Source organism: Pectobacterium atrosepticum, from assembly GCA_019056595.1.
Taxonomy (GTDB): Bacteria; Pseudomonadota; Gammaproteobacteria; order Enterobacterales; family Enterobacteriaceae; genus Pectobacterium; species Pectobacterium atrosepticum.
The window spans coordinates 817,287-842,070 of record CP036163.1 but is presented as its reverse complement, the minus strand read 5'-3'; the positions used below and the strand labels follow the sequence as shown (position 1 = coordinate 842,070).

26 protein-coding genes and 1 pseudogene are annotated in these 24,784 nt (G+C 54.4%); 19 read left to right on the top strand and 8 right to left on the bottom strand.

Going from position 1 to position 24,784, the window contains the following annotated elements:
- The first annotated feature begins 149 nt into the window (after window positions 1–149).
- The 19 genes from DCX48_04415 (at window position 150) to ccmI (ending at window position 18,218) form a co-directional block, all read left to right on the top strand.
- Window positions 150–1,790: a carbohydrate porin gene (locus tag DCX48_04415; protein ID QXE13815.1), complete on the top strand. Its 1,641-nt coding sequence runs from the start codon at window positions 150–152 to the stop codon at window positions 1,788–1,790.
- A 92-nt stretch (window positions 1,791–1,882) separates the two neighbouring features.
- The gene (locus DCX48_04410) at window positions 1,883–3,067 is read left to right on the top strand and encodes an esterase family protein (protein ID QXE13814.1); all 1,185 of its coding nucleotides are present in this window, start codon (window positions 1,883–1,885) and stop codon (window positions 3,065–3,067) included.
- 104 nt (window positions 3,068–3,171) lie between these two features.
- Window positions 3,172–4,185, top strand: a complete 1,014-nt coding sequence (locus DCX48_04405; protein ID QXE13813.1) for a nucleoside hydrolase — start codon at window positions 3,172–3,174, stop codon at window positions 4,183–4,185.
- Between the two features lie 439 nt (window positions 4,186–4,624).
- Window positions 4,625–6,058: an ammonia-forming nitrite reductase cytochrome c552 subunit gene (gene nrfA / locus DCX48_04400; protein ID QXE13812.1), complete on the top strand. Its 1,434-nt coding sequence runs from the start codon at window positions 4,625–4,627 to the stop codon at window positions 6,056–6,058.
- A gap of 46 nt (window positions 6,059–6,104) precedes the next feature.
- The gene (locus DCX48_04395; protein ID QXE13811.1) at window positions 6,105–6,674 is read left to right on the top strand and encodes a cytochrome c nitrite reductase pentaheme subunit; all 570 of its coding nucleotides are present in this window, start codon (window positions 6,105–6,107) and stop codon (window positions 6,672–6,674) included.
- On the top strand, window positions 6,671–7,342 hold the full coding sequence (gene nrfC, locus DCX48_04390) for a cytochrome c nitrite reductase Fe-S protein (protein ID QXE13810.1): 672 nt from the start codon (window positions 6,671–6,673) through the stop codon (window positions 7,340–7,342). The genes DCX48_04395 and nrfC overlap by 4 nt, the downstream gene beginning before the upstream one ends.
- Complete coding sequence (gene nrfD / locus DCX48_04385) at window positions 7,339–8,301, top strand: cytochrome c nitrite reductase subunit NrfD (GenBank protein ID QXE13809.1); 963 nt, start codon at window positions 7,339–7,341, stop codon at window positions 8,299–8,301. Before nrfC ends, nrfD begins: the two co-directional genes overlap by 4 nt.
- A gap of 21 nt (window positions 8,302–8,322) precedes the next feature.
- Window positions 8,323–10,197, top strand: a complete 1,875-nt coding sequence (locus DCX48_04380) for a heme lyase CcmF/NrfE family subunit (GenBank protein QXE13808.1) — start codon at window positions 8,323–8,325, stop codon at window positions 10,195–10,197.
- Window positions 10,190–10,591, top strand: coding sequence for a heme lyase NrfEFG subunit NrfF (nrfF, locus tag DCX48_04375; GenBank protein QXE13807.1), 402 nt, complete (start codon window positions 10,190–10,192; stop codon window positions 10,589–10,591). The genes DCX48_04380 and nrfF overlap by 8 nt, the downstream gene beginning before the upstream one ends.
- On the top strand, window positions 10,588–11,418 hold the full coding sequence (gene nrfG / locus DCX48_04370) for a heme lyase NrfEFG subunit NrfG (GenBank protein QXE13806.1): 831 nt from the start codon (window positions 10,588–10,590) through the stop codon (window positions 11,416–11,418). Before nrfF ends, nrfG begins: the two co-directional genes overlap by 4 nt.
- Window positions 11,419–11,608: 190 nt before the next feature.
- Window positions 11,609–12,229, top strand: a complete 621-nt coding sequence (gene ccmA, locus DCX48_04365) for a cytochrome c biogenesis heme-transporting ATPase CcmA (protein QXE13805.1) — start codon at window positions 11,609–11,611, stop codon at window positions 12,227–12,229.
- Window positions 12,229–12,885: a heme exporter protein CcmB gene (ccmB, locus tag DCX48_04360; GenBank protein QXE13804.1), complete on the top strand. Its 657-nt coding sequence runs from the start codon at window positions 12,229–12,231 to the stop codon at window positions 12,883–12,885. The genes ccmA and ccmB overlap by 1 nt, the downstream gene beginning before the upstream one ends.
- 68 nt (window positions 12,886–12,953) lie before the next feature.
- Window positions 12,954–13,694, top strand: coding sequence for a heme ABC transporter permease (locus tag DCX48_04355; GenBank protein QXE13803.1), 741 nt, complete (start codon window positions 12,954–12,956; stop codon window positions 13,692–13,694).
- A complete protein-coding gene (ccmD, locus tag DCX48_04350; protein ID QXE13802.1) occupies window positions 13,691–13,912 on the top strand; it encodes a heme exporter protein CcmD in 222 nt (73 codons plus the stop codon). Before DCX48_04355 ends, ccmD begins: the two co-directional genes overlap by 4 nt.
- On the top strand, window positions 13,909–14,391 hold the full coding sequence (ccmE, locus tag DCX48_04345; GenBank protein QXE13801.1) for a cytochrome c maturation protein CcmE: 483 nt from the start codon (window positions 13,909–13,911) through the stop codon (window positions 14,389–14,391). The genes ccmD and ccmE overlap by 4 nt, the downstream gene beginning before the upstream one ends.
- The gene (locus DCX48_04340) at window positions 14,388–16,343 is read left to right on the top strand and encodes a heme lyase CcmF/NrfE family subunit (GenBank protein ID QXE13800.1); all 1,956 of its coding nucleotides are present in this window, start codon (window positions 14,388–14,390) and stop codon (window positions 16,341–16,343) included. Before ccmE ends, DCX48_04340 begins: the two co-directional genes overlap by 4 nt.
- The gene (locus DCX48_04335; GenBank protein ID QXE13799.1) at window positions 16,340–16,897 is read left to right on the top strand and encodes a DsbE family thiol:disulfide interchange protein; all 558 of its coding nucleotides are present in this window, start codon (window positions 16,340–16,342) and stop codon (window positions 16,895–16,897) included. The genes DCX48_04340 and DCX48_04335 overlap by 4 nt, the downstream gene beginning before the upstream one ends.
- The gene (locus DCX48_04330) at window positions 16,894–17,352 is read left to right on the top strand and encodes a cytochrome c-type biogenesis protein CcmH (protein QXE13798.1); all 459 of its coding nucleotides are present in this window, start codon (window positions 16,894–16,896) and stop codon (window positions 17,350–17,352) included. Before DCX48_04335 ends, DCX48_04330 begins: the two co-directional genes overlap by 4 nt.
- Window positions 17,349–18,218, top strand: coding sequence for a c-type cytochrome biogenesis protein CcmI (gene ccmI, locus DCX48_04325; protein ID QXE13797.1), 870 nt, complete (start codon window positions 17,349–17,351; stop codon window positions 18,216–18,218). The genes DCX48_04330 and ccmI overlap by 4 nt, the downstream gene beginning before the upstream one ends.
- Before the next feature lie 251 nt (window positions 18,219–18,469).
- Here ccmI and DCX48_04320 read toward each other — a convergent pair.
- The 8 genes and pseudogenes from DCX48_04320 to napF all read right to left on the bottom strand — a co-directional run bounded on the left by DCX48_04320 (window position 18,470) and on the right by napF (window position 24,772).
- Window positions 18,470–18,733: pseudogene (locus DCX48_04320) on the bottom strand (hypothetical protein).
- A 160-nt stretch (window positions 18,734–18,893) separates the two neighbouring features.
- Window positions 18,894–19,496 carry a cytochrome c-type protein NapC gene (gene napC, locus DCX48_04315; protein QXE13796.1) on the bottom strand — a complete coding sequence of 201 codons (603 nt, stop codon included), beginning with the start codon at window positions 19,494–19,496 and terminating at the stop codon, window positions 18,894–18,896.
- An 8-nt stretch (window positions 19,497–19,504) separates the two neighbouring features.
- Window positions 19,505–19,942 carry a nitrate reductase cytochrome c-type subunit gene (locus tag DCX48_04310; GenBank protein QXE13795.1) on the bottom strand — a complete coding sequence of 146 codons (438 nt, stop codon included), beginning with the start codon at window positions 19,940–19,942 and terminating at the stop codon, window positions 19,505–19,507.
- Window positions 19,939–20,802 (bottom strand): quinol dehydrogenase ferredoxin subunit NapH, encoded by an 864-nt coding sequence (gene napH, locus DCX48_04305; protein ID QXE13794.1) that lies wholly within the window; start codon window positions 20,800–20,802, stop codon window positions 19,939–19,941. The genes DCX48_04310 and napH overlap by 4 nt, the downstream gene beginning before the upstream one ends.
- On the bottom strand, window positions 20,789–21,481 hold the full coding sequence (gene napG, locus DCX48_04300) for a ferredoxin-type protein NapG (GenBank protein ID QXE13793.1): 693 nt from the start codon (window positions 21,479–21,481) through the stop codon (window positions 20,789–20,791). The genes napH and napG overlap by 14 nt, the downstream gene beginning before the upstream one ends.
- 5 nt (window positions 21,482–21,486) lie before the next feature.
- Window positions 21,487–23,973 carry a nitrate reductase catalytic subunit NapA gene (gene napA / locus DCX48_04295; GenBank protein QXE13792.1) on the bottom strand — a complete coding sequence of 829 codons (2,487 nt, stop codon included), beginning with the start codon at window positions 23,971–23,973 and terminating at the stop codon, window positions 21,487–21,489.
- Window positions 23,970–24,239 (bottom strand): chaperone NapD, encoded by a 270-nt coding sequence (napD, locus tag DCX48_04290; protein QXE13791.1) that lies wholly within the window; start codon window positions 24,237–24,239, stop codon window positions 23,970–23,972. The genes napA and napD overlap by 4 nt, the downstream gene beginning before the upstream one ends.
- Window positions 24,236–24,772 (bottom strand): ferredoxin-type protein NapF, encoded by a 537-nt coding sequence (napF, locus tag DCX48_04285; GenBank protein QXE13790.1) that lies wholly within the window; start codon window positions 24,770–24,772, stop codon window positions 24,236–24,238. Before napF ends, napD begins: the two co-directional genes overlap by 4 nt.
- Window positions 24,773–24,784 lie beyond the last annotated feature (12 nt).

Sequence of the window (24,784 nt, the reverse complement as noted above, 5' to 3'; positions counted from 1 at the left end):
ATGAAACAGGAGGACGTGGTCTAGCCATTAATTTATATAAACGATCATTTGGGTTTTACAAATAGCTTTTTATAAATAGACGAGCCATCGGCTAGCGTCGAAAGTGCATCGTTATAAATTTAATAATGTACCCTACACGGATAATAATCATGCGTAAAAAATTCCCTGTAAAGATGATGGTATTACTGATGTCGTCAGTGTTTTTGTCTAATGGTGCTATGGCCGCAAAATTGACCGTAGAAGAAAGATTGGAACTATTGGAAAAAGAATTGGCGGAAAATAAAGCCGAATTGCAGTCAACGAAAAAAGAGCTGCGTGAATATAAGACGATCGCAGAAAATAAAGCACGCTTGGCAGCAAACTCTGTGGCAAAGGATAAACCACTGGTTATTGCCTCTTCTGGCACGTCATCGGTTAATCAGGTTGTTCTTGCGCCTGTCGCTCAACCAGCCGCAAATACGGCTGATGATGTTATGAGTGCACCACAAAAGCCATTAACGTTAGCTGAGGTGAGCAAGTTCGTTAAGGATGATATTGGCTTTAGCTATACGGGGTATTTCCGTTCTGGATGGGCAACGGCCGATCATGGCGCACCAAAATCGTATGCGATCGGTTCATTAGGGCGTTTTGGTAATGAGCACAGTGGTTGGTTTGATCTCATACTGAGCCAAAAAGTTTATGCAGAAGGGAATAAACGTGTCGACGCCGTTATCCAATTGGATGGTAACGTGGGTATGCAGTACAACAGCGCCTGGTTTGGCGAAGACGCCGATAATGAAAATAAACTGCAATTCTCCCAGATGTACGTCAATACAAAAGGGTTCTTACCATTCGCCCCAGAGGCTGATTTTTGGGTAGGTAAAAATACCCTGCCAGTCTATGAAATTCAGATGCTGGACTGGAAAAGCCATCGTTCAGAAGCGGCAGGCGGTGTAGGTATTGAGAACTGGCAGTTGGGCGTGGGTAAACTTGATGTCTCTTTGAACCGTGAAGACGTTAACGCGCGCCGATTCGTATATAATGATCCGAAGAAGGATAAAAATCAGGTCAATACGAATGCGGTTGATATCCGCTATAAGGGTATTCCGCTGTGGGATGATGCAACATTGTCTCTGATTGGTAAATATGCACAAGCCAATAAAAGCAATGTACAGAATAATGACGAAATCGATGGTTTGTCTTATAAGTTAAAGGATGCTTGGACTGCTGGTGTCATTTTACGTCAAGGGTTGTATAACGGTGGATTTAATGAATTCACCGTGCAAGGTGCGAGTAATTCTATTGCCAGCGGTTTTGCTAATATATCTGATGCTAACCCGACGTATAGCCGTAATGGTGACTACTATGGCAACCATTCAGGTAATGCCTTCCGCGTGATCTCGCAAGGAGAAATGTATTTGCGTGATGATGTCATTATGGCCAATGCGCTGGTCTATTCAAAAGGTAACGATATCTACAGTTATGATACCGGTGCAAATACTGACTTTGATAGCCTCCGTGCCGTACTTCGTCCCGCCTATATTTGGGATAAGTTCAATCAGACCGGCGTAGAATTGGCGTATTTTAACCAAACCAATAAAACGAACGGCGTGAGTTACCATGAATCCGGTTATAAAACTACGCTGTACCATGCGCTTAAAGTTGACACGAGTATCTTGAATTCTCGTCCAGAGATTCGATTTTATGGTTCTTACCTGAAAATTGAAGATAACGACATCAGTCAGGCCACATTTAACGACAGCAAGAGCGATCAATTCTCCTTGGGTGTTCAGGCAGAAGTCTGGTGGTAATACCTGTCATCACGTCGGCACCGCTACCGCAGTGCCGTCACATTTAGCAAAAACAGACTCGATTACGTAATCGTTGGGATGGGATTATGCGAATGAACATGAAGAAAATCTCTTTATCATTATTAACGCTGGGCGTTCTGTCAGGCCTTTCTATCAATGCGTCTGCGCTACCGGCTGACTTTCCTGTTATGCCAGCGGCAACGGCCCCCGTGAGCCAGTATGTTACGGCGGTTAACGCGGACAGCAGCATTACTTTCCGCCTGTTTGCGCCAACGGCGAAGCAGGTCAGTGTTTTTACCGGTTCGACACCCGATAGCATCGTGTCCCATGCGATGACAAAAGATGAAGCAGGTGTGTGGTCGTTTAAAACGCCAGTGCAGGCACCGAATCTGTATGAATACTTCTTCAGCGTGGATGGTTTTCGCACCATTGATACCGGTACGGCGTTTACCAAACCGCAGCGTCAGGTGAACACCAGCCTGATTCTGGTGCCGGGGAGCATTCTGGATGTACGCCAGATTCCGCATGGTGAACTGAGAACACTGACCTACCACTCCAACGCGTTGAAATCAGAGCGTCAGATGTATGTCTGGACGCCACCGGGCTATAGCGAATCGTCAAAACCGTTACCCGTGCTCTATTTCTATCATGGCTTTGGCGACACAGGTGCGTCTGCCGTTGTGCAGGGGCGGATACCGCAGATGATGGATAACCTGCTGGCAGAGAAAAAAATTGAACCGATGCTGGTTGTCATCCCTGATACGGAAACCGACGTTCCTGGGATTATCCCGGAAGAATACCCACCGCAGGAGCGGCGCAAGGTGTTCTATCCGCGCAATGCCTTAGCAGCGGACAGAGAACTTATTCATGACATTATCCCCGCGATCGGCAAACGCTTTAATGTTCGTCAGGATGCAAACGGCAGGGCGCTGGCCGGCTTGTCTCAAGGCGGCTATCAGGCACTGGTATCGGGTATGAGCCATCTGGATCATTTTGGTTGGCTTGCAACGTTCAGCGGCGTGACTACCGAAACGGTGCCAAACATGGCTGTTGCTGCACAGCTTGAACGGCCTGAGCAGATTAATCAGCAACTGAAGAACCTCACAGTGGTGATTGGCGAAACCGATAACATCACCGGTAAGGATATTGCGGGTTTGAAAACGATGTTAGAGCAGAAAAATATCCGGTTTGACTATACCCACTATCCTAACCTCGGCCATGAGATGGATGTCTGGCGACCGGCCTACAGCGAATTTGTTCAGAAGCTTTTTAAATAGCATCGGCGTGCTGCGGGCAGAGTCGTCGCGTGCCCGCGTTCTCTGGGCAGCCTGAATCGCTGGGCTGCCATATCAACGACTGCTCAGCACAGTTAAGGATAATCATGTTTATTCACAGGTCTTTTTCCCAGTTTGCCATGGTGATCGTCGCATTGCCTTTCCTCAGCGCATTTACCGCTCAGGCTCAAACCTCACCTTTTGATGTAGCCGATCATAAACAGATCCGCGTCATTATCAGTGCCGATGCTAAAAACGAGGCTGATGATGATTTTGCCGTTGCGCATGCGGTGTTGACGCCAACGATGCAGGTGAAAGGACTGATTGCCGCCCATTACTCCCGTACCGCGCCGTTGATGAAACGTGATGGCGAAAACAGCATGATGGAAAGCTATCATGAGCTCCAGCGACTGATGAATGTGATGGGAAAGACAGATATTCCCGTTTATCGCGGTGCGACACAGTCGCTGAAAGCCGACGGTGGCGCGCCAGCACTGAGTGAAGGGTCGCAGATGCTCATCAAGGAGGCGTTAAAAGACGATCCGCATCCGTTATTTGTGTTAGTCATGGGGCCGATCACGGATATTGCCGCTGCGCTGCAAGCTGAACCGAAGATCGCTAGCAAAATGACGGTTGTGTGGATTGGTGGTATGCCTTACCCGAAAGGCGGCTGGGAATACAATATGTTCAACGATCCGGTGGCGGCGAACCACGTATTCAAATCTCAGGTGCCGTTATGGCAGGTTCCGCACAATGTCTATATGTCCGTGCGTGTTTCGCTGTCTGAACTTGCGGTACGCGTTAAGCCGCAAGGCAAAGTCGGGGAGTACCTATGGCAACAGCTGATCGAGTTTAATCGTGCGATTTCCGAAACCATCAAAGATGTTCCCTGGCCGAAAAGTGAAGTTTGGGTATTGGGTGACAATCCCTCGGTTTCTCTGCTGCTGGATGACCACGAATATCACTACACGCTGGTCAACGCGCCACAGTTAAACGACGATCTGACCTATGCGCCTCAGGACAATGCGCGCCAGATTCGGGTGTATAACGCGGTTGATGCCCGCTTCACGCTGGAAGATTTCTACGCCAAACTGGCGTTGGCTTATGGTCAGGGAAAATAAAAATCCCTGAAGGGTTAATACCGCTTACTCAAGCGTGGATTTAGCGCGTTCACGGTAATGCGTTCCCGCGGGGATGCCTCACGCCGCGTTTTATCAGAAAACACACTGGGATGAATTTCCGACATGAACACCTCATCCCAGTGCTCACACCGCATACTTTGATGTCAAAGCTGACAGGTTTTAAGTCCTGAATTTTTAAGCCCGCAATTTTTAAGTCCCTTGTCTTATTTTGGCAATGTCCTCCCTCCGTGATTGAGATAATCCTCATATAACTTTCGATACGATTCATTACTTTTCTTTACCTTTGATCAAAAACAATATTTCAAATGCATCTTTTTGGTATTCATAGGGCGAGTAATGTCACGACAGTTGGTGTGGTTTCTGTCGAATGGATAACTAAAATGACCGCCAGCAGGCGGCTTAATGTGGACACAAACGCATGGTCAGGATAAGCATGTCAATCTCCTATCTGTGGGGCATGGTAGCCAGTCTCTTTCTAATGATGCCAGCCTATTCGGCGGATGTTCCGGCGTCTCCTTCTCCCGCCCCGATAGAGGCAAGAAATTCGGTATTCATCAATCAACACCCCGATCAGTTCAACTCGTGGAAGGCGACCAGCGAACAGTCTGAGCGCCACGATGCGCTGGCAGAAGATCCCTATATGGTGATCCTCTGGGCGGGTTACCCCTTTTCCAGAGACTATAACAAGCCGCGCGGCCACGCTTACGCAATAACGGACGTACGTGAAACGCTACGCACCGGTGCACCGAAGACGGCAGAAGATGGCCCTCTGCCAATGGCGTGCTGGAGTTGTAAAAGCCCGGACGTCGCTCGGTTGATCCAACAGGAGGGCGAGGAGGGCTACTTCAAAGGCAAATGGGCGCGAGGTGGGCCGGAGATTACTAACGATCTCGGTTGTGCAGATTGCCATGATACCGCGTCACCGGATTTTGCTCAGGGCAAGCCCGCGCTGACGCTATCCCGTCCTTACGCGGAACGCGCGATGGAGGCGATTGGCAAGCCGTTTGATAGCGCCAGTCGGTTCGGACAGCAGTCCATGGTCTGTGGACAATGCCACGTTGAGTATTATTTTTCTGGCAAAGACAAAGCCGTGAAATTCCCATGGGATAACGGCACGAAAGTCGAGGACATGGAGAAATACTATGACGCCATTTCCTTCTCCGACTGGACCAACACCCTTTCCCGCGCACCGATGCTGAAAGCCCAACATCCAGAGTATGAAACCTGGAGCGTTGGTATCCACGGTAAAAATAACGTGACCTGTATCGACTGCCATATGCCGAAAGTGAAAAACGCAGACGGCAAGTTGTACACCGATCACAAGATCGGTAACCCCTTCGATAATTACGGCGAAACGTGCACCAATTGCCATACGCAGGATAAAGCAGCAATGCAAGCGGTTGTCGCTGAACGTAAAACGGCCATTCAGGAATTAAAACTGAAAGCAGAAGAGCAACTGGTTCACGCGCATTTTGAGGCCAAAGCGGCCTGGGATGCCGGTGCAACCGAAGCAGACATGCAGCCGATTTTGATAGATATCCGCCATGCGCAGTGGCGCTGGGATTTGGCGGTGGCGTCTCACGGCATTCACATGCATGCGCCGGATGAAGGCTTACGGATGCTTGGCACCTCGCTGAGCAAATCTGCCGAGGCGAGAACCAAACTGGTGCGCTTATTGGCACAGAAAGGGGTGACAGGGGAAGTCAAGTTGCCGGATATCTCGACGAAAGAGAAAGCGCAACAGGCGATTGGTCTCAACATGCAGCAAATCAACGCCGAGAAACAGGATTTCCTGAACACGGTAGTGCCGCAGTGGGATGAGCAAGCGCGTAAAGCTGGACGACTGAACTAATAACCCCATCGCCCGTGGACGCGGGCGATCATAAAGTGGAGTGGATATGAGCGTATTACGTTCGTTATTGACTGCCGGGGTGCTGGTATCAGGCATGCTTTGGGCATTGCCAGGGCTGACGCAGCCCGCACCCCAGGCGGAAAAAGGAGAGCGGTGGACGGTAATGCCACAGCGCAATCCCGATGAGGCTTGTCTACAGTGCCATAAACCGGAAGAGGATGGCATGCAGGGCAAACATGCCTCCGCAGTCAACCCGCATAATCAACAACAGCTGACCTGCACAAACTGTCATGGCAAGCCGTCACTGCTGCACCGCGAAGGCGTTAAAGATGTCATGCGCTTTAACTTCCCGATGTATAAGGTGGAAGAACAGAACGGCGTCTGTATGTCATGCCATGCGCCGGAGCAGTTGCAGAAAGCGTTTTGGCCACACGATGTGCATGTGGCGAAAGTGGCGTGTGCCAGTTGCCATCAACTGCACCCCACGCAGGACAGTATGCAGACGCTGAACGACAAGAGCCGCATCAAACTGTGTGTGGATTGTCATAGCGATCAGCGCAATAACCCAGACTTCAACCCAGCCTCAGTGCATCTGGGTAATAAGAGGCAGCCATGAGTTGCTCTCGTCGTCAATTTCTTGCCCGTATGGGCGGGCTGATCGCCATCACCAGCACGGCGGGACAAGTCGTCGCACAGACGCTGAATATCAACGGCGTCCGCTACGGCATGATCCATGATGAATCGCTCTGTATCGGCTGTACGGCGTGCATGGATGCCTGCCGTGAGGTCAATCAGGTGCCGGAGGGCGTATCGCGTCTGACGATCATTCGCAGCGAACCGATTGGGACATTCCCAGACGTGAAATACCGCTTTTTCCGTCACTCCTGCCAGCACTGTGAAAATTCACCCTGCGTTGACGTATGTCCAACCGGAGCCTCGTTTCGTGATGCGGCAAGCGGCATTGTGGATGTGAATCCCGATCTGTGCGTCGGGTGCCAATACTGTATTGCGGCTTGCCCTTATCAGGTGCGCTTTATTCATCCGCAGACGAAAACGGCGGATAAGTGCGATTTTTGCCGCAAGACTAACCTGAAAGCCGGAAAACTGCCCGCCTGTGTGTTGTCTTGTCCGACGAACGCGCTGACGTTCGGTAACCTTGACGACCCTGACAGCGACATTTCCCGTCAGCTTCGTCAACAGCCGACCTATCGCTACAAAATCGCGCTCGGCACTCGTCCTAAGGTTTATCGCGTACCGTTTAAATACGGGGAGGTTCATCAATGACGCCCGTGTCTTCAAGCGCATTCCATTTTGATTCGTTAGTCTGGGACTGGCCGATTGCGATTTACCTGTTCCTGGTGGGGATTTCTGCGGGGCTGGTGACGCTGTCTGCCTTACTGCGGCGCTACCATCCCGAACAGGCCACAGCAGACAGTACGCTAATGCGCACCACGCTTATTCTCGCGCCGTGCACCATCATTTTGGGATTGTTGATTCTGGTCTTCCACCTCACGCGCCCCTGGACGTTCTGGAAGCTCATGTTCCATTACAGTTTTACCTCCGTGATGTCCGTTGGGGTTATGCTGTTTCAGGTTTACATGGCGGCGCTGGCAGTCTGGCTGATCAATATTTTTAGCGAGCAGGCTATTGTGCTGCAACAGCGCTGGCTGCCGAAGCTGACTCTCTTCCCCAAGGTGCTCTGCTGGCTGGCACCGATGCAGAAATCGCTGGATATCGTGATGTTGTTGCTGGCGGTGATGTTAGGGGCTTATACCGGATTCTTGCTCTCCGCGCTGAAGACCTATCCGCTACTAAATAATCCGATTCTACCTGCGTTATTCCTGTTTTCGGGCGTGTCCTCCGGTGCCGCAGTGGCGTTGATCGCTATGACCTGCCGCTATCGCCGCAATCCGCATAGCGAAGAGGCGCACTTTATCCATCGCGTCGAAACGCCGGTCGTGTGGCTAGAGATCTTCTTGCTGTTCGCGTTCTTTATTGGCCTCGCGTTAGGGGACGATGGGAAGCAACGGGCGCTAGTGGCTGCGTTGGGTGGTGGATTCTGGGCCGTGTGGTTCTGGCTGGGCGTTGTAGGGATTGGATTAGTCATTCCCTTGCTGCTCAAGTCGTGGGCTAACCGACAGCATTCACCCTATGGCGTGCTGGCGGTCTGCGGCATGAGTCTGGTGGGCGTTTTACTGCTGCGCTTCTTTATCCTCTATGCGGGGCAGTTAACCGTTGTCTAGTTCCCAGCAAGAGGCCTGTTGATGTTGTTATTGCCAGAGTTTGGGTATGTGTCGCTGTTACTGGCGGTTTGCGTCGGTGTGGCAACAGCATTGCTGACATTTTCAGGCTACACCCTGCGCTGGTCGGGCACTTACCGACTGGCGCGGTGCTGGACGCTGGTGCTGTTTGGTCTCGTGCTGTTCGCGTTTGTCGCGCTGACGTTGAGCGTGGTGCAGGATGATTTTTCTGTTAATTACGTCGCTCAGCATAGCCACCGTGATTTACCGCTGGGGCTCAAAATTGCGGCGGTCTGGGGCGGGCATGAAGGTTCGCTGCTGCTGTGGCTCTTGTGTTTATCCGGCTGGAGCGCCACATTTGCCTGCCGCTATCGCAAGGCGATGAGCGATCTGTTCCCGCTGACGCTGGCGATGCTCGCGGTGATTGCGACCGCATTGCTGGTATTCATTGTGTTTTTTTCCGATCCTTTTGTGCGCCTCTTCCCGCCTGCGGTGGCGGGGAGGGATCTCAACCCGATGTTGCAACATATTGGCCTCATTCTCCATCCACCGTTGCTCTATCTAGGCTATGGCGGCTTAACCGTGAGTGCGGCACTGGCGTTAGCTGCCCTGATTCACGGCGAGTTTACTGCACCAGCCGCCTGGATTTGCTGGCGTTGGACGCTGCCCGCCTGGAGCCTGTTGACGCTGGGAATCATTTTGGGATCGTGGTGGGCTTATAACGAGCTGGGCTGGGGAGGATGGTGGTTCTGGGATCCGGTAGAGAACGCCTCGTTGCTTCCGTGGTTAACGGCTAGCGCATTGCTTCACAGTCTGTCTGTCACTCGAATGCGCGGTATCTTCCGCCATTGGTCGCTGATATTGGCGCTGTTGACGTTCATTTTATGCCTGCTGGGGACGCTGATTGTTCGTTCCGGAATACTGGTTTCTGTCCATGCCTTTGCCCTCGAACATGATCGCGCGGTACCTTTATTTATCTTGTTTGCCTGCTTAAGCATGGCTGCGCTGGCTGTTTATGGCTGGCGTGCTCAGCTTGTCCATTCCGCAGCCCGCTTCTCTGGCTGGTCACGGGAAATGGCAATACTGCTGGTTTTGTTGCTATTCAGTGCCGTCGCGCTGGTGGTACTACTCGGTACGCTTTATCCGATGATTTATGGACTAGCGGGCTGGGGGAAAATCTCAGTAGGCGCACCCTATTTTAACCGCGTGCTCTTGCCCTTTGCTGGCTTGATGCTGTTGCTCATTGGCGTTGCGGCGGGAGGCTACTGGAAACGCAGTACGCGGTGGCCTGTCTGGCACTTAGGCGTGACGCTGGCAGTCGGTGTCGTCACCGCTCTGGTCTTATGGCCGTATGGATACGATGTGGCGCTGGCTTCCGGTCTGATCGGCTGGGTGATGGCAGCTCAGTGGCTACAGCCGCTGTCGGCGCTACGCCAGCAGCTTCCTGCGCTGTTAGCACATACGGGCGTGGCGTTGTTTGCCTTGGGGATTGCGTTCTCTGCGGGCAGCAAGCAAGAAATCAGCGCCAATGTGGGTCAGGGCGAACAGGTCACGCTGGGTGACTATCAATTTCATTTTTTACAGCTGGATTTAGTGGCGGCGCAGAATTACACCGCAGAGCAGGCCGTGATTGCGATTTATCGTGGCGACTCGCCGATCGCTCGCGTCATACCTGAACGGCGTTATTACAATACACGCAAACATCAGATGATTGAACCGGGTATTGCCTGGGGGCCAATCAGAGAATGGTATGCCGTGATGGGAGAGAAAACCGGCGAAAACCGCTATGCGATGCGTTTCTATGTGCAAACCGGCGTTCGCTGGGTGTGGGGCGGCGGCATGTTGATGGTCGCTGGCGCACTGCTGGGATGGTTCCGAGGGAGAAGGGTCTATGACTAAGCACCTTGCGCTTCTTCTCATGTTGCTGGCTTTTTCTGTGCAGGCACAGGTGGTTGATACCTGGGTGTTTTCCAGTCAGGCACAGCGTCAGGACGCGATGGCAATTGCCGGAGAGTTACGCTGTCCACAGTGTCAGAATCAAAGCCTGCTGGAGTCGAATTCGCCCGTCGCGGTCAGCATGCGCCATGAGGTTTTTTCCATGGTGGAGCAAGGTAAAGACAAATCAGAAATTATGGCGTTTATGAACCAGCGCTATGGCGATTTTGTTCAGTACAACCCCCCGATGAAAATGCAAACCGGCATCCTTTGGCTAACGCCGCTGTTTTTGCTGCTCGCGATCGCGGTGATTGCGTGGCGGGTGATACGGCGACAGAACCGAGGGGCGCGCTCATGAACCTATTAAACGAATTGATCGTCGCTGTCGCTATTCTTGCTCTGGCTGTCGGACTGTTGTGGCCGCTATTACCCCTGCGCAAGACCGAGGGGGATGGAAAGCTACCGCGTTTAGCGGAGCGTATCTGGCATTTTCAGTGTGAACAGGCAGGGAAGCATCTGTCCGAGCATGAGGCCAAGATGTTGGGGCGTGAGCTGACGCATGACCTACCGCTAACGCAATCCTCTTTTTCTGCACTGCGCCCGATGCCCACTATCGCCATTGTGGTCGCGGTCATCGTTATCCTATTGAGCAGTGCGGCGTTCTATGCGCTGGGCCAGCGTGGTGTGCTGGTTCAGGCGGAACGCCAGCGGCTTGCCGATCCGCTACGTGATTTTAGCGACGCGCAACAGCAGGAAAAACAGCTTGTTGCCTTGCAGGACAACATTCGTAAAACGCCGAGCAACAGCGTCCTCTGGGCTGAACTGGGTGAGTATTATCTTTACCGTAACGCTTATGACAACGCGCTGCGCGCTTATCAGCAGGCGATTGCGCTTAAGGGTGACAGTGCGGAGCTGTATTCGGCGCTGGCGACAGTGCTGTATTACCAGTCTGGTCAGGTTGTCACGCCTGCTATGCAGGAGATGGTCGATAAAGCGCTGGCGCTGGACGCCAATGAAGTCACGGCACTGATGCTGCTGGCGTCTGACGCATTCTTGAAGGCCGATTATGCACGCGCGATTACGATTTGGCAGCGCCTGTTGGATACATACAGCCCGCGGGTTAACCGCGCTCAATTGATCGCGGCGATCAACACGGCAACGCTGCTGAAGAACAGCCAGAAATAGTGCGTGATTTCCTTCGGCTCAGCAATGCCAGCACCGCTTTTGGCACCGTCATGATGACGGAGATAACCGGAATCACCGACTTTATTGATCTCAATAAAAAAGATTAACTCTTTAGGGTTACGACCCCCAAGAGGGGGAGTAAAGGCGTCATGTTATTCTATAGCCACGAAGAAAGTAGGAGTAAACCCCGATGTTAGAAGCGCGCGATGTGGTTTGCATACGCGATGAGCATGTGCTGTTCAGCGCGTTGTCGTTTACCGCCAGCCCGGGAGAAATGGTGCAGATTGCCGGTGCTAACGGGGTAGGTAAAACATCGCTGCTGCGCATGTTAAGCGGTCTGGCGACGCCCGAGTCGGGGGAAATCTGCTGGCAGGGGCAGCGAATCAATCGTATCCGCGAGCATTTTAATCAGCAGCTTCTGTGGCTAGGCCATCAGCCGGGCATCAAGAGCGTCCTGACCGGTGAAGAAAATCTGCGCTTTTTCTATCCGCAACAGCATCAGGATGCACATTGGCAGGCGTTGGCTGCTGTCGGGTTGGCTGGATATGAAGACGTGCCTGTGGCGCGTCTTTCGGCGGGACAGCAGCGTCGCGTTGCGCTGGCGCGTTTGTGGCTCACCGATGTGCCGCTGTGGATTCTGGATGAACCGCTGACCGCGCTTGACGTGGCGGGCGTCGAAATGCTGACACAGCGTATGGAACACCATATTGCGCACGGCGGCATCATCATTTTAACCACTCATCAGCCGCTACGTCCGTTTGCTCAAAGTATCCGCTGTATCCAGCTCACACCAAGTGAGGGCACGCCATAATGCGGCGGTTGATTGCTCGAGAACTGCGCGTCGCGTTACGCAATAACGCTGAGATTCTTAACCCGCTGTGGTTCTTCCTCATCGTCATCATCTTATTTCCGTTGGCCATCGGGCCAGAACCGCAGCTGCTGATGCGCGTGGCGCCGGGTGTGGTGTGGGTCGCGGCATTGCTCGCGTCTCTGCTGGCGATGGATCGTCTTTTTCGCGATGACTATCAGGATGGTTCGCTAGAACAACTGACGCTGCTGCCTTTGCCGCTGCCGCTAGTGGTGCTGGCGAAAGTGGTGGTGCACTGGATGGTCAGTGGGCTGCCGCTGCTACTGCTTTCCCCGCTGGCGGCACTTCTGTTTGGGCTGGACAGCCACGGCTGGTGGGTGATGGCATTAACGCTGTTGCTCTGCACGCCAACACTGAGTTTTCTAGGCGCTATTGGCGCGGGATTAACGGTCGGGCTGCGCCGCAGCGGCGTGTTGTTAAGCCTGCTGGTACTGCCGCTGACCATACCGCTGCTGATTTTTGCGACGGCGGCGGTAGAGGCCGCGATGATGCAACTGCCAGTGGGTGGGTATCTGGCGATCCTCGGTGCTTTTTTGGTGGGTAGCGCCACCCTAAGCCCGTTTGCCACGGCGGCGGCGTTGCGGGTGAGCATACAATAATTTTCCGATCTCAGGATCGCATTCGTCGTCCCGTTGGGATGCGTTTTACGCAAAGTGAGCACACGATTATGTTGAAAAAAAACTATCAGCTTACGCAGCCGGATCGCCTTTATGGCCTTTGCGGCAGGCTTATCCCCTGGATTGCCCTGATCAGCGTCGCGTTGCTGATCGGCGGTTGCCTGTTAGGGTTCGGGTTTGCGCCTGTAGATTCTCAGCAAGGGCAAGGGTATCGCATCATGTATCTGCACGTGCCAGCTGCCGTATGGTCGATGGGTGTCTATGCCGTGATGGCGATTTTCGCGCTGGTCGGGATGATTCGGCAGTCAAAAACGGCGGAGCTTGCCGTGGCAGCGATGGCTCCCGTTGGTGCGGTGTTTACCTTTATTGCGCTGACCACTGGCGCTACCTGGGGCAAACCGATGTGGGGAACCTGGTGGGTTTGGGATGCACGCCTGACGTCGGAACTCGTCCTGTTATTTCTGTACGTCGGTATCATCGCGCTCTACAACGCATTTGACGATCGCCGCCTTGCCGGTCGTGCGGCGGCCATTTTGGTGCTGGTTGGCGTGGTGAATTTACCCATCATCCATTTCTCGGTCGAGTGGTGGAATACCCTGCATCAGGGATCGACAAAAATGCAGAAGACCATCGATCCCGCCATGCGCCTTCCGCTGCGAATCATGATGCTAGGGTTTATGAGTTTATTCGTGACGTTGTCACTCATGCGATTGCGTAATTTGATACTGGTGCAGCAGCGCCGTGCACCTTGGGTTGCTGCGCTGGTCAATAAAGGAGGAGTAGCACGATGAATATCGCCTTCACGAGCTGGCAAGATTTCTTTGCGATGGGCGGCTATGCCTTGTACGTGTGGCTGGCCGTGGTGTTAACGCTGCTACCGCTGAGTGCGTTGATCGGGCATACCCTTTTGGGCCGTCGTGCATTGCTGCGGGATATCCGCCGCCAGCAGGCGCGTGATCAGCGTAAGAGCACGGCGCGTCAGTCGGAAACCATGGGGGTGGTGCAATGAGTGCACCGCGTAAAACTCGCCTCTATGCCATTCTGGCCGTCGTCTGCGGCGCGGTACTGACGATAGCGCTGATGCTCTATGCGTTGAGCTCAAATATCGATCTCTTCTATACGCCCAGCGAAATTCTCTACGGCAAAAATGAAACGCAGGAAAAACCGGCGATCGGACAGCGTTTGCGCGTTGGCGGCATGGTGATGCCGGGCAGCGTACGCCGTGATAGCCAAAGTCTGGAGGTCCGTTTCACCGTTTATGACGCGAAGGGTTCAGTGGACGTGACTTACAACGGGATGCTACCGGACCTGTTCCGTGAAGGGCAAGGCGTTGTGGCGCAGGGCATTCTGGATACCGACGATCATATTGCGGCGAAAGAAGTGCTTGCCCGACATGACGAAAATTACACGCCACCGGAAATCAAAGCGGCGATGGAAGGGCAGAACGGCCATGCACCCGCGGCTGGCACAGAGGGTAAACGGTTATGATGCCTGAAGTGGGCAATTATCTGCTCTGTCTGGCGCTGGGCGTCGCGCTGTTGCTCAGCGTGTATCCGCTGTGGGGGGCATCACGTCAGGATGAACGCCTAATGGCGCTGGCGCGTCCACTTGCCTGGGCGCTGTTTGCATGCATTTTGGCTTCCTTCCTCGTGCTGGTGCATGCGCTGGTGATCAATGATTTCACCGTCCTCTATGTAGCAAACAACTCGAATCGTGCGCTGCCAGTGTGGTATCGCGTGGCGGCGGCATGGGGCGCACATGAAGGATCGCTGCTGCTCTGGGTTCTGCTGATGAGCGGTTGGACCTTTGCCGTGGCGGTCTTCAGCCGAGGGATGTCGCTGGATGCGGTCGCCCGGGTATTAGCCGTCATGGGAATGATTAATGTCGGCTTCTTATTGTTCATTATTCTGACGTCGAATCCCTTTACGCGCACGCTGCCGGACTACCCAATTGACGGGCGCGATCTCAATCCGCTGCTGCAGGATGTCGGGTTAATCTTCCACCCTCCGCTGCTTTACATGGGTTATGTCGGGTTTTCCGTGGCGTTTGCGTTTGCGGTTGCCTCGCTGCTGGCTGAACGGCTGGACAGCGCGTGGGCACGTTGGTCTCGACCGTGGACGCAGGCGGCCTGGTCGTTCCTGACGTTGGGTATCGTGCTCGGCTCTGGTTGGGCGTATTACGAACTCGGCTGGGGCGGTTGGTGGTTCTGGGATCCGGTAGAAAATGCCTCACTGATGCCGTGGCTGGTGGGCACGGCGCTGCTGCATTCGCTGTCGGTCACCGAAAAACGCGGCAGCTTTAAAGCCTGGACGGTGTTGTTGGCTATCGGCGCGTTCTCGCTCTGCCTGTTGGGTACCTTTCTGGTGCGTTCTGGCGTACTGGTGTCGGTGCATGCATTTGCCTCCGATCCGGCGCGTGGGATGTTTATTCTCGCATTTCTGGTCATTGTCATCGGCGGTTCATTGCTGCTGTTCGCCATCAAAGGCAACAGAGTACGGGCACGGGTGACGAATTCGCTCTGGTCGCGTGAGACGTTCCTGCTCGGCAATAACCTGATCCTGATGGCGGCCACGCTCGTGGTGCTGCTGGGAACGCTGCTGCCGTTGGTGCATAAGCAATTGGGTTTGGGCAGCATTTCCATTGGCGCACCGTTCTTCAACACCATGTTTACCCTGTTAATGTCGCCTTTTGCTCTGCTGTTGGGCGTGGGGCCACTGGTTCGTTGGCGGCGCGATGAGCCGCAAAAGCTGCGTAAGCTGCTGCTGGTTGCGCTGGCTGTGACCGCCGCGCTGTCGCTGCTGCTTCCGTGGTTGTTGCAGGACTCGCTGGTTGCCATGACGGTAGTCGGCTTGTCGATGGCGCTGTGGGTATTTTTCTTAACGGTGTACGACCTGCATGCCAATTCTACTCGACGTCATGGCCTGCTGCGCGGTTTGACCACACTCTCACTGAGCCAGTGGGGCATGGTGTGCGGTCATATTGGGCTGGCGGTGACGGTGGTGGGCATCGCCTTCAGTCAGAATTATAGCGTCGAGCGTGATGTGCGGATGCGGGCAGGCGACAGCATCCAGATCCATGATTATCGGTTTACGTTTCAAGGTGTGCAGAATGTTGTGGGGCCTAACTGGCACAGCGGTAAAGGGACGATTGAGGTCACGCGTAACGGCAAGCCGGAGGCGATCCTGAAAGCGGAAAAACGCTTCTATAACACCAGCGGCGCGGTCATGACGGAAGCTGCTATTGATGCGGGTGTGACGCGCGATCTCTATGCGGCCTTGGGCGAACAATTAGATGACGATAGCTGGGCGGTACGGCTGTATTACAAACCCTTTATTCGCTGGATTTGGTATGGCGGGGGGCTGATGGCGTTAGGTGGCATTCTGTGCATGTTTGACCCTCGCTATCGCCTGCGTCGGGCCGTTAGGGAGACATCAGCATGAGCCGTAAGATTTTATTAATCCCGCTCGCCCTGTTTTTGCTGCTGGCTGTTGCCTTGCTGTGGCAACTGGTGCGTAACAGCGACGGTGACGATCCCATGCGACTGGAGTCCGCCCTGATTGGCAAATCAATCCCTGCGTTTCGTCTTGAATCGCTGGATCAGCCGGGAAAGATTTACAGCCAATCTGAACTGAGTGATGGCAAGCCGCTGCTGCTAAACGTCTGGGCGACCTGGTGCCCAACGTGTAGGGCTGAACACCAGTTTCTCAATACGCTGGCGGCGCAGGGAATTCGCGTCGTGGGCATGAATTATAAAGATGAACGCCCCAAAGCGGTTGAATGGTTGAAGACGCTAGGCAACCCCTATGCAATGAGCTTGTTTGATGGCGACGGCATGTTGGGGCTAGATCTAGGTGTGTACGGCGCGCCGGAAACCTTCCTGATCGACGGGAAAGGCATCATTCGCTATCGCCATGCGGGCGATCTCAACATGCAGGTGTGGCAAGAAACGCTGCAACCGCTGTGGGAAAAATACAGCAAGGAGGGCGGCGCATGAGAGTGCTCAGCTTCCTTGGTGCACTGCTGCTGTCGTTCAGCGTGCTGGCGTCATCCGAAGTATTGCGTTTTGACAACGACACGCAGGAGCAACAGTTTCGCGAATTGACGATGCAACTGCGCTGCCCAAAATGCCAGAACAACAGCATTGCCGATTCCAATTCGATGATTGCTTCGGATATGCGGCAGAAAGTGTATGAGCTCATGCAGCAAGGGCAAACGAAAGAGCAGGTTGTCGATTATATGGTGGATCGTTACGGTTATTTTGTGACGTATGAACCGCCGATTACGCCTTTCACGATCCTGCTATGGCTATTGCCTGCGCTGTTTCTGGCGGCGGGGGCGGCGATGATTATTCAGCGCGCGCGCCGCATCAGAAGTGCCAAAGAACCGATGAGTGAACAGGATAAAAAGCGTTTGCAGATGTTGTTGGGACGTGAGGAGAAATCGGAATGATGTTACTGACAACCATCATTGTCTTATCGCTGATTGCACTGTCCGCGCTGCTGCTTGCGCCGTGGTCGTCACGGGGCGAATACGATCGCGATGCGATCAATCAGGCGCTGTATCGCGATCGTCTGCGTGAACTTAATGGGGATGTTGCCAATGAGCAGGAGCGTGCTCAGTTAGTTGAAGAACTCCAGCATACGCTATTGCAAGATATTCCTGACGGTACAACGGTACAACGGCGTCCGTTGAACCGTTGGGTTTTGCTGCCGGGTGTGCTGTTGCTGGTCATCGTCAGCCTCGGTGTGTTTTGGCAGACTTCTGCGGTTAATCGGGTGCAAGAGTTGCAGCAGGTGGTGGCGTTAACGCCAGATCTGATGAAGCGAGCGCTGGATGCTGATGCAGAACCACTGACCATCGAAGAAGTCTCGCGCCTCGGTTTGGGGTTACGCAGCCAACTGGAAGCGCAGCCAGATAATGCACAAGACTGGTGGATGCTGGGGCGTATTGCGGGCTTGCTGAATAACTATGACATGTCTGTGCAGGCGTTTGCCAAAGCGTTCCAGCTCGATCCGAAAAATACGGATCTGGCGCTGGATTATGCCGATCTACTTTCGAGATCCACCGACCCGCGTGATAGCCAGCGCGGTGGTGACATGCTGCGTGAGCTGATGAATTCCGGCTCGACCAATGTGCGCGTACTGAGCCTTTTGGCTTTCAATGCCTATGAAGCCCAGCGCTATCAAGACGCGATTGATGCCTGGAAAGCGATGCTAAAACTGCTCCCGCAAAACGACACACGCCGTGCTGTCATCGAGCGCAGTGTGGCGCAGGCCGAAGCCTCTCTGTCGGTGCAGGCGGTAACTGGGAAGTAAGTTCTTTTTATCTTTGTCTTGAGCAAAAGGGCGATATATCGCCCTCAGACCGTTGACAAACTTATTTGCCGAATGAAAACGGGAGTAACGGAATAGAAGAGTAAAGCGTTTGCGCCAGGGATGGCGCAAGCCGAGCGTACAAGGATGTATTCACAGCGTCTTTACGATCTATCCGTTACTCCCGCTCTACGGACTGTGTCAGCAACCTCGCCCTTTTGTTGTTTCTGTTGTTACGGTGAAGGTTTCGTGCGCTACACGCCGCGTGAATTTCTGCAACTCGCGTCGCACGCGCCCGACACGGGGCGGCTCATCGCCGTCGCCCCGTGACCCCTGGCTTTTTGCGGGAAATCGCGCCGCTTGGCGATGCCTTCGGCGTTCGTATCCGCGGTTCGGACCACCTGCGACGCGATTACTCGCCCCATTAATGGGACTCGCCCTTCGGGCCAGCACAAGTGCTGTTTAAAAACGTCTTTGACGTTTTTGTCTTACGCGGCGCAGGCTTTCGCGGCGTCCATGCCGCTCATCCGGCGGCTACGCCCACCTCAGCGCGATTTTTTACGCGAGCCAACCCATAAGGTCAAAAGACTGAACCCAGCACATTGCTAGTTTGGGTCGGATGTTTCCGCTTGTGGTGAGGACGGCATACACCGTCCTATGTGTTAAGAAGAGGTGTGCTTATAACCCGCTTTTGACGCCGTGCATGTCCGGCAGTTTGTGTGCGATGCCTTTGTGGCAATCGATACAGGTTTGACCGAGTTTTATCGCTTCGCTGTGTTTTTCCGCCGCGACCGTTTTTTGCCCTGATAAGTCCATATAGTCAACGTTGTGGCAGTTGCGGCATTCCTGAGAGTTGTTATTTTTCATACGCCGCCATTCGCTCTGCGCCATCGTTAGTCGGTGTGCTTCGAATTTTTGTGGCGTGTCGATGGTGCCCATTATTTTGCCGTACAGCTCTTTACTGGCCTGAATCTTACGCACCATTTTCGGCACTAATTCATGCGGAACGTGGCAATCCGGGCAGGTGGCACGCACGCCGCTGCGGTTGCTGTAGTGCGCGGTTTCCATATATTCCTGATAGACGGTATTGCGCATCTCATGACAGCTGATGCAGAACGCCTCGCTGTTGCTCATTTCCATGCCTTTCTGGGATGTCGCCAGAAAGAAAATACCGCCCGCGAAGCCGCTAATCAGCAACGTTCCCAGTGCCAGCCGACTTGGGCGACGCCACCATTGCCACAGCTGGCGCAACAACCGTCCTACTTTTCCTGGCTGTTTCATAGCAAACCTCACTGTCCAAAGCCTTTAGAAGGGGTGAACGTGTTGCCGGTAATCGGCGAACTATCCGTCTGCGGCACATGGCATTGCAGGCAGAAATGGCGTGCGGGGGCCACATTGCTCAGCACTTTACCGTCTCTGTCGACAAAGTGGGTCGGGCTGACGCGGGGGGCGCTGGTGGAACGGTAGTTCTCTACTCCGTGACACTGTAAGCAGCGGTTAAAGGTTGGGGTGACCTGATAGCCATCCACGCTATGTGGGATCATCGGCGGTTGGTTGACATAGTTGAGCGCCATACGCTCCTGCTGCTTCGGCATCCGGCTATTTCCCGGCTGTGTCGCGGCGACTTCCGGCGATTGACTTAAATCGACCTGTGCAGTGGCTATCGCACTGCACATTATTGCCAAGGCGGTGATCCAACGAAACCATCCCATTCTCAGGCTTTTCATGACTTTGCTCCCGATTTCCATCTAAGGGTTATTTTAAAAACGTCTTCAGCGCAGACATCAATACAGCGTCCGCATGTTATGCAGTCTCGGTCAGTCACCTGTACCGGACTGTCTTTATCGAGCAAGGGTGCGCGCAATACCTGCGGCTCTGGACAGACATGAAAACAGTCCATGCAGCGCGTACAGCGTTCACGTTTGGCGGCATCCACAACTAATGCGCCTTTACTGCCAAGCGCACCGTACAGCGCACCCGTCGGGCAAAGGTGCCCGCACCAGCCGTGTTCCACGACCAATAAATCAAACAAAAACAACGCTAATAGCAGCCAGATGCCTGCACCAAACCCAAAAATCAGCCCACGGCTCGCCAATGAGACAGGGTTGACCCATTCCCACAGCAGCCCGCCCGTCAGTGCGCTACCTGCCAGAATAAGTATCAGCAGCAGATAGCGCAGGTTGCGGGGGAGTGTTGCCGAGGCGGTGATGCCGAAACGACGACGCAGCCAGGCGGCTAAATCGGTGAGCGGATTCACGGGGCAGACCCAGCTACAGAACAGGCGCTTGCCCGCCAGCGCATAGCTCAGCGCAATAATCAGCGCCCCGACCAGTGCAAGTGCGGCGGGCAGGTGGCCGCTGGCCAGACTTTGCAGCACCATTAGCGGATCGCTAAGTGGCACGGTGTTGAGCAATCGGCTGGAGCTGTAGTTACCGCGCAAGATCCAGAACCCTAACAGCGGGCCGCTGAGGAACATCAGCAGCACCAGAGATTGGGTCAGGCGGCGCAGTACCAGCCAGCGGTGACTTCGCCACCAACCTTTTTTCGCCCGAGCTTCTCGTCCAGCGTCTTGCTTACGATTTGCCATCGCGTGCCTCCAGCCAACTGAAACGGTAGTGATGCCCGAGTTCGCCTTTTGCCAGCGTGCGCGGTAAGACCTTTATCGCAGGTTGTTCCAGCACGCAGGCTTTTTCACACTTGCCGCAGCCGGTACAGACATCGCTATGCACGGTAGGCAGAAAGCGAGCATGCTTTCCGGTACGGGCATTGCGCTCTGGCTCCAGTGTGATGGCGCTATCGATAAGGGGGCAGACGCGATAACACACCTCGCAGCGTAACCCCTGATAGTTCAGGCAGTTCTCCTGATCTAACAGCACCGCCAATCCCATGCGGGCATCATCGATAGAATCCAGCGGCTGTAAGGCACCGCTAGGGCAGGCGACCACGCAGGGAATGTCCTCGCACATCTCACACGGGATATCACGCGCGACAAAGTAAGGGCTACCCGCTGCGGGACCGGATACCAGCGTCGCCAGCTTTAGCGTGTCGTAGGGGCAGGCCTGAACACATTGACCACAGCGGATGCAGGCACCGGAAAACGTCGCTTCAGGCAGCGCACCCGGCGGCCGCAGCCGGAGTACGTCAGCCTGCGCGCGCCGCTGCTGAATGCCGAGTATCGTCACCGCTACGGATAAACCCGCAACGGCACGAACGGCGTCACGCAGAAAGCGGCGGCGAGCGGGTGGTGAATTCTCCGGGCGTGCCATGTTCGCTACACCTTAGCCAGCTTGACGGCACATTTCTTAAAGTCCGTTTCTTTCGACAGCGGATCGGTCGCATCCAGCGTCAGGACGTTGGTCATCTGTGCGGCGTCGAAGAACGGCATATACACCAGCCCGCGCGGCGGTTTATTACGACCGCGAGTCTCAACCACGGAGATGACTTCGCCACGGCGTGAGATGATGCGCACTTTCTCACCGCGTCGTAGATCGCGCGCTTTGGCATCCTGAGGGTGGATAAACAGCACGGCTTCGGGGAAGGCGCGATGCAGCTCTGGTACGCGACGCGTCATGCTGCCGGTGTGCCAGTGCTCCAGCACGCGACCGGTAGAGAACCAGAGATCGTATTCTTCGTCCGGCGCTTCTGCTGCGGGTTCGTATGGCAGCGCGAAAATCACCGCCTTGCCATCCGGTTTACCGTAAAAACGGTAGGCTTCTCCCGCTTTGACGTAAGGATCGTGCCCTTCGCTGTAGCGCCACTGCGTTTCCTTGCCGTCAACGACCGGCCAGCGTAGCCCGCGAGCCTTATGATAAGCATCGAATGGTGCTAAATCGTGACCGTGTCCCCGGCCAAACGCGGCGTATTCTTCAAACAGACCTTTCTGCAAATAAAAACCAAATTCGCGAGATTCGTCGTTCAGCTGATTTTCCGCTAATTCGCTGAGCGGGAAGCGCGTGGTGACATCGTTCGCAAACAGCACGTCATAGAGCGTTTTGCCGCGATAGGCCGGTTTCTGCGCCAGGAGTTCTTCCGGCCACACGTCCTCCACGGTGAAACGTTTGGCAAAGCTGACGACCTGCCACAGGTCCGATTTTGACTCGCCCGGCGCTTTAACCTGCTGACGCCAGAACTGTGTCCGACGCTCGGCGTTGCCGTAGGCCCCTTCTTTTTCCACCCACATCGCGGTAGGCAAAATCAGGTCGGCGGCCAGTGCGCTGATGGTTGGGTAAGGGTCGGAAACGACAATGAAATTGCGCGGATCGCGCCAGCCCGGCATACGTTCCTGATTGATGTTAGGGCCAGCCTGCATGTTGTTGTTACACATCACCCAATAGGCATTCAGCGTGCCGTCTTTCAGCGCCCGATCTTGTGCGACGGCGTGCAGACCGATTTTTTCAGGGATGGTGCCTGTCGGTAACTGCCACAGTTTTTCCGCAATCGCACGGTGTTTCTCGTTGGTTACGACCATGTCTGCTGGCAGGCGGTGGGCAAAGGTGCCGACTTCACGCGCGGTGCCGCAGGCAGAAGGTTGCCCGGTTAACGAGAACGGCCCGCAGCCCGGTTGAGAGATCTTGCCGGTCAGCAGGTGGATGTTATAGACCAGATTGTTCGCCCAGACGCCGCGCGTGTGCTGGTTAAAGCCCATAGTCCAATAGGAGATCACTTTTTTCTTCGGATCGGCGTAGAGTTTTGCCAGCGCTTCCAACTGGTCGGCAGGAACGCCGCTGATCGCGACCGTTTTTTCCAGCGTATAGTCGGCGACAAAGGCTTTGTATTCTTCAAAACTCATCGGCTCGGACGCGTCGGAACCGGGATTTTTCGCCGCTTTTTCCAACGGGTGCGTCGGGCGTAGCCCGTAACCGATATCGGTTACGCCTCTACGTAGATTCACGTGGCGAGTAAAGAACGCCTCGTTCACCGCATTGTTTTGAATAATGTAGTTGGCGATGTAGTTGAGAATGGCGAGATCGGTTTGCGGCGTAAACACCATCCCGTTATCTGCCAGCTCAAAACTGCGGTGCTGATAGGTAGACAGCACAGCGACCGTGACATTGTTGTTTGACAGGCTGCGGTCAGTAATACGCGACCAGAGAATCGGGTGCATCTCCGCCATGTTGGAGCCCCACAGCACAAACGCATCGGTCTGCTCGATATCATCGTAGCAACCCATGGGTTCATCCATACCGAAGGTACGCATAAAGCCTACCACCGCCGAGGCCATACAGTGGCGCGCGTTAGGGTCAATATTGTTGGAACGGAAACCGGCTTTGAACAGTTTGGCGGAGGCATAACCTTCCCAAATCGTTGATTGCCCAGAGCCAAACATACCTATTGCGTTCGGGCCTTTCTCCTTCAGCGCGGTTTTGAATTTCTCCGCCATGATGTCAAACGCTTTGTCCCAGGAGATGGGAGTGAATTCGCCTTCTTTGTCGAACTGGCCGTTACGCATGCGTAGCAAAGGCTGGGTCAGGCGATCCTGTCCGTACATGATTTTGGGCAGGAAATAGCCTTTGATGCAGTTTAGTCCACGGTTAACCGGTGCTTCGGGATCGCCCTGACTGGCGACGATGCGCCCATTTTGCGTCCCCACCAAGACACCGCATCCTACGCCACAGAAGCGGCAGGGGGCTTTATCCCAGTGGATTGCATCCGACTGCTCGGTCGCGGCGCGAACCGCGATAGGGATGGTGATGCCTGCGACCGCGGCGGCCGCAGCAACAGCGTTCGCCTTCATAAAGTGTCGTCGACTGAGTTTCATGGTATTTCCTCACCCTGAGATTGTTCATCAAGCTGGTGATAAACCAGCGAAACCGCCAATACGCCTGCAAGCTCGCGTATTGACGCTATGTGTTTTAACAGCGTGTCTTCTGAATCTGACTCCAGTACCACGGCCATTTTTCCGGTATCGCTATCGCTGGCGGCAACCTCCACATTGGGTAATTTTTCCAATACGTCGCTTACCGCCGCCATACGTTCCGTCTTGACGTGAACCACTACACTGCAAACATGCCAGACTGTGCTCATCGGTTTTCCTGTTGCGTCGTGAGACGCGCTGGCGCGGTGTGATATTCCGCTGTTATTTTTTTCATCGACATGGCACCGACGGGGCACCCTGAAATACATGCGCCGCAGGTGGTACAGGCGTCATCATCGATCGACGGTGCGGCAATGCGTCCGAGGGTTGGCCGAAACCGTATCGCGCCTGTTTCACACGCATCCTGACAGCTGCGGCATTCCACCTGATGTAGCGATAAACAGGCATCCTGAATCGTCAGGTGATATTCCCACGGCGCGGTGTGGCTTTCCGCGAACAGCGCTTGTGGACACGCGCGAGCGCAGTCGTAGCAGAAGGTGCATTCGCCGCGTTGGAAATCGATAGTGGGAAAGCCCCCTGAACCTCGCTGGATGATCCTCGTTTCGCAGGCCTCAACGCAGGCATTACAGCGCGTACACTGACTCAGAAAATGGCTTTCGGCACCACTCCACGGCGGACGCAGCGCGTTGTCTGTACGCTGTAGGCCACCGGTCAGTAAGGAACGTCGAGAGAGGTTAGTCATGGCGGTTTGTCG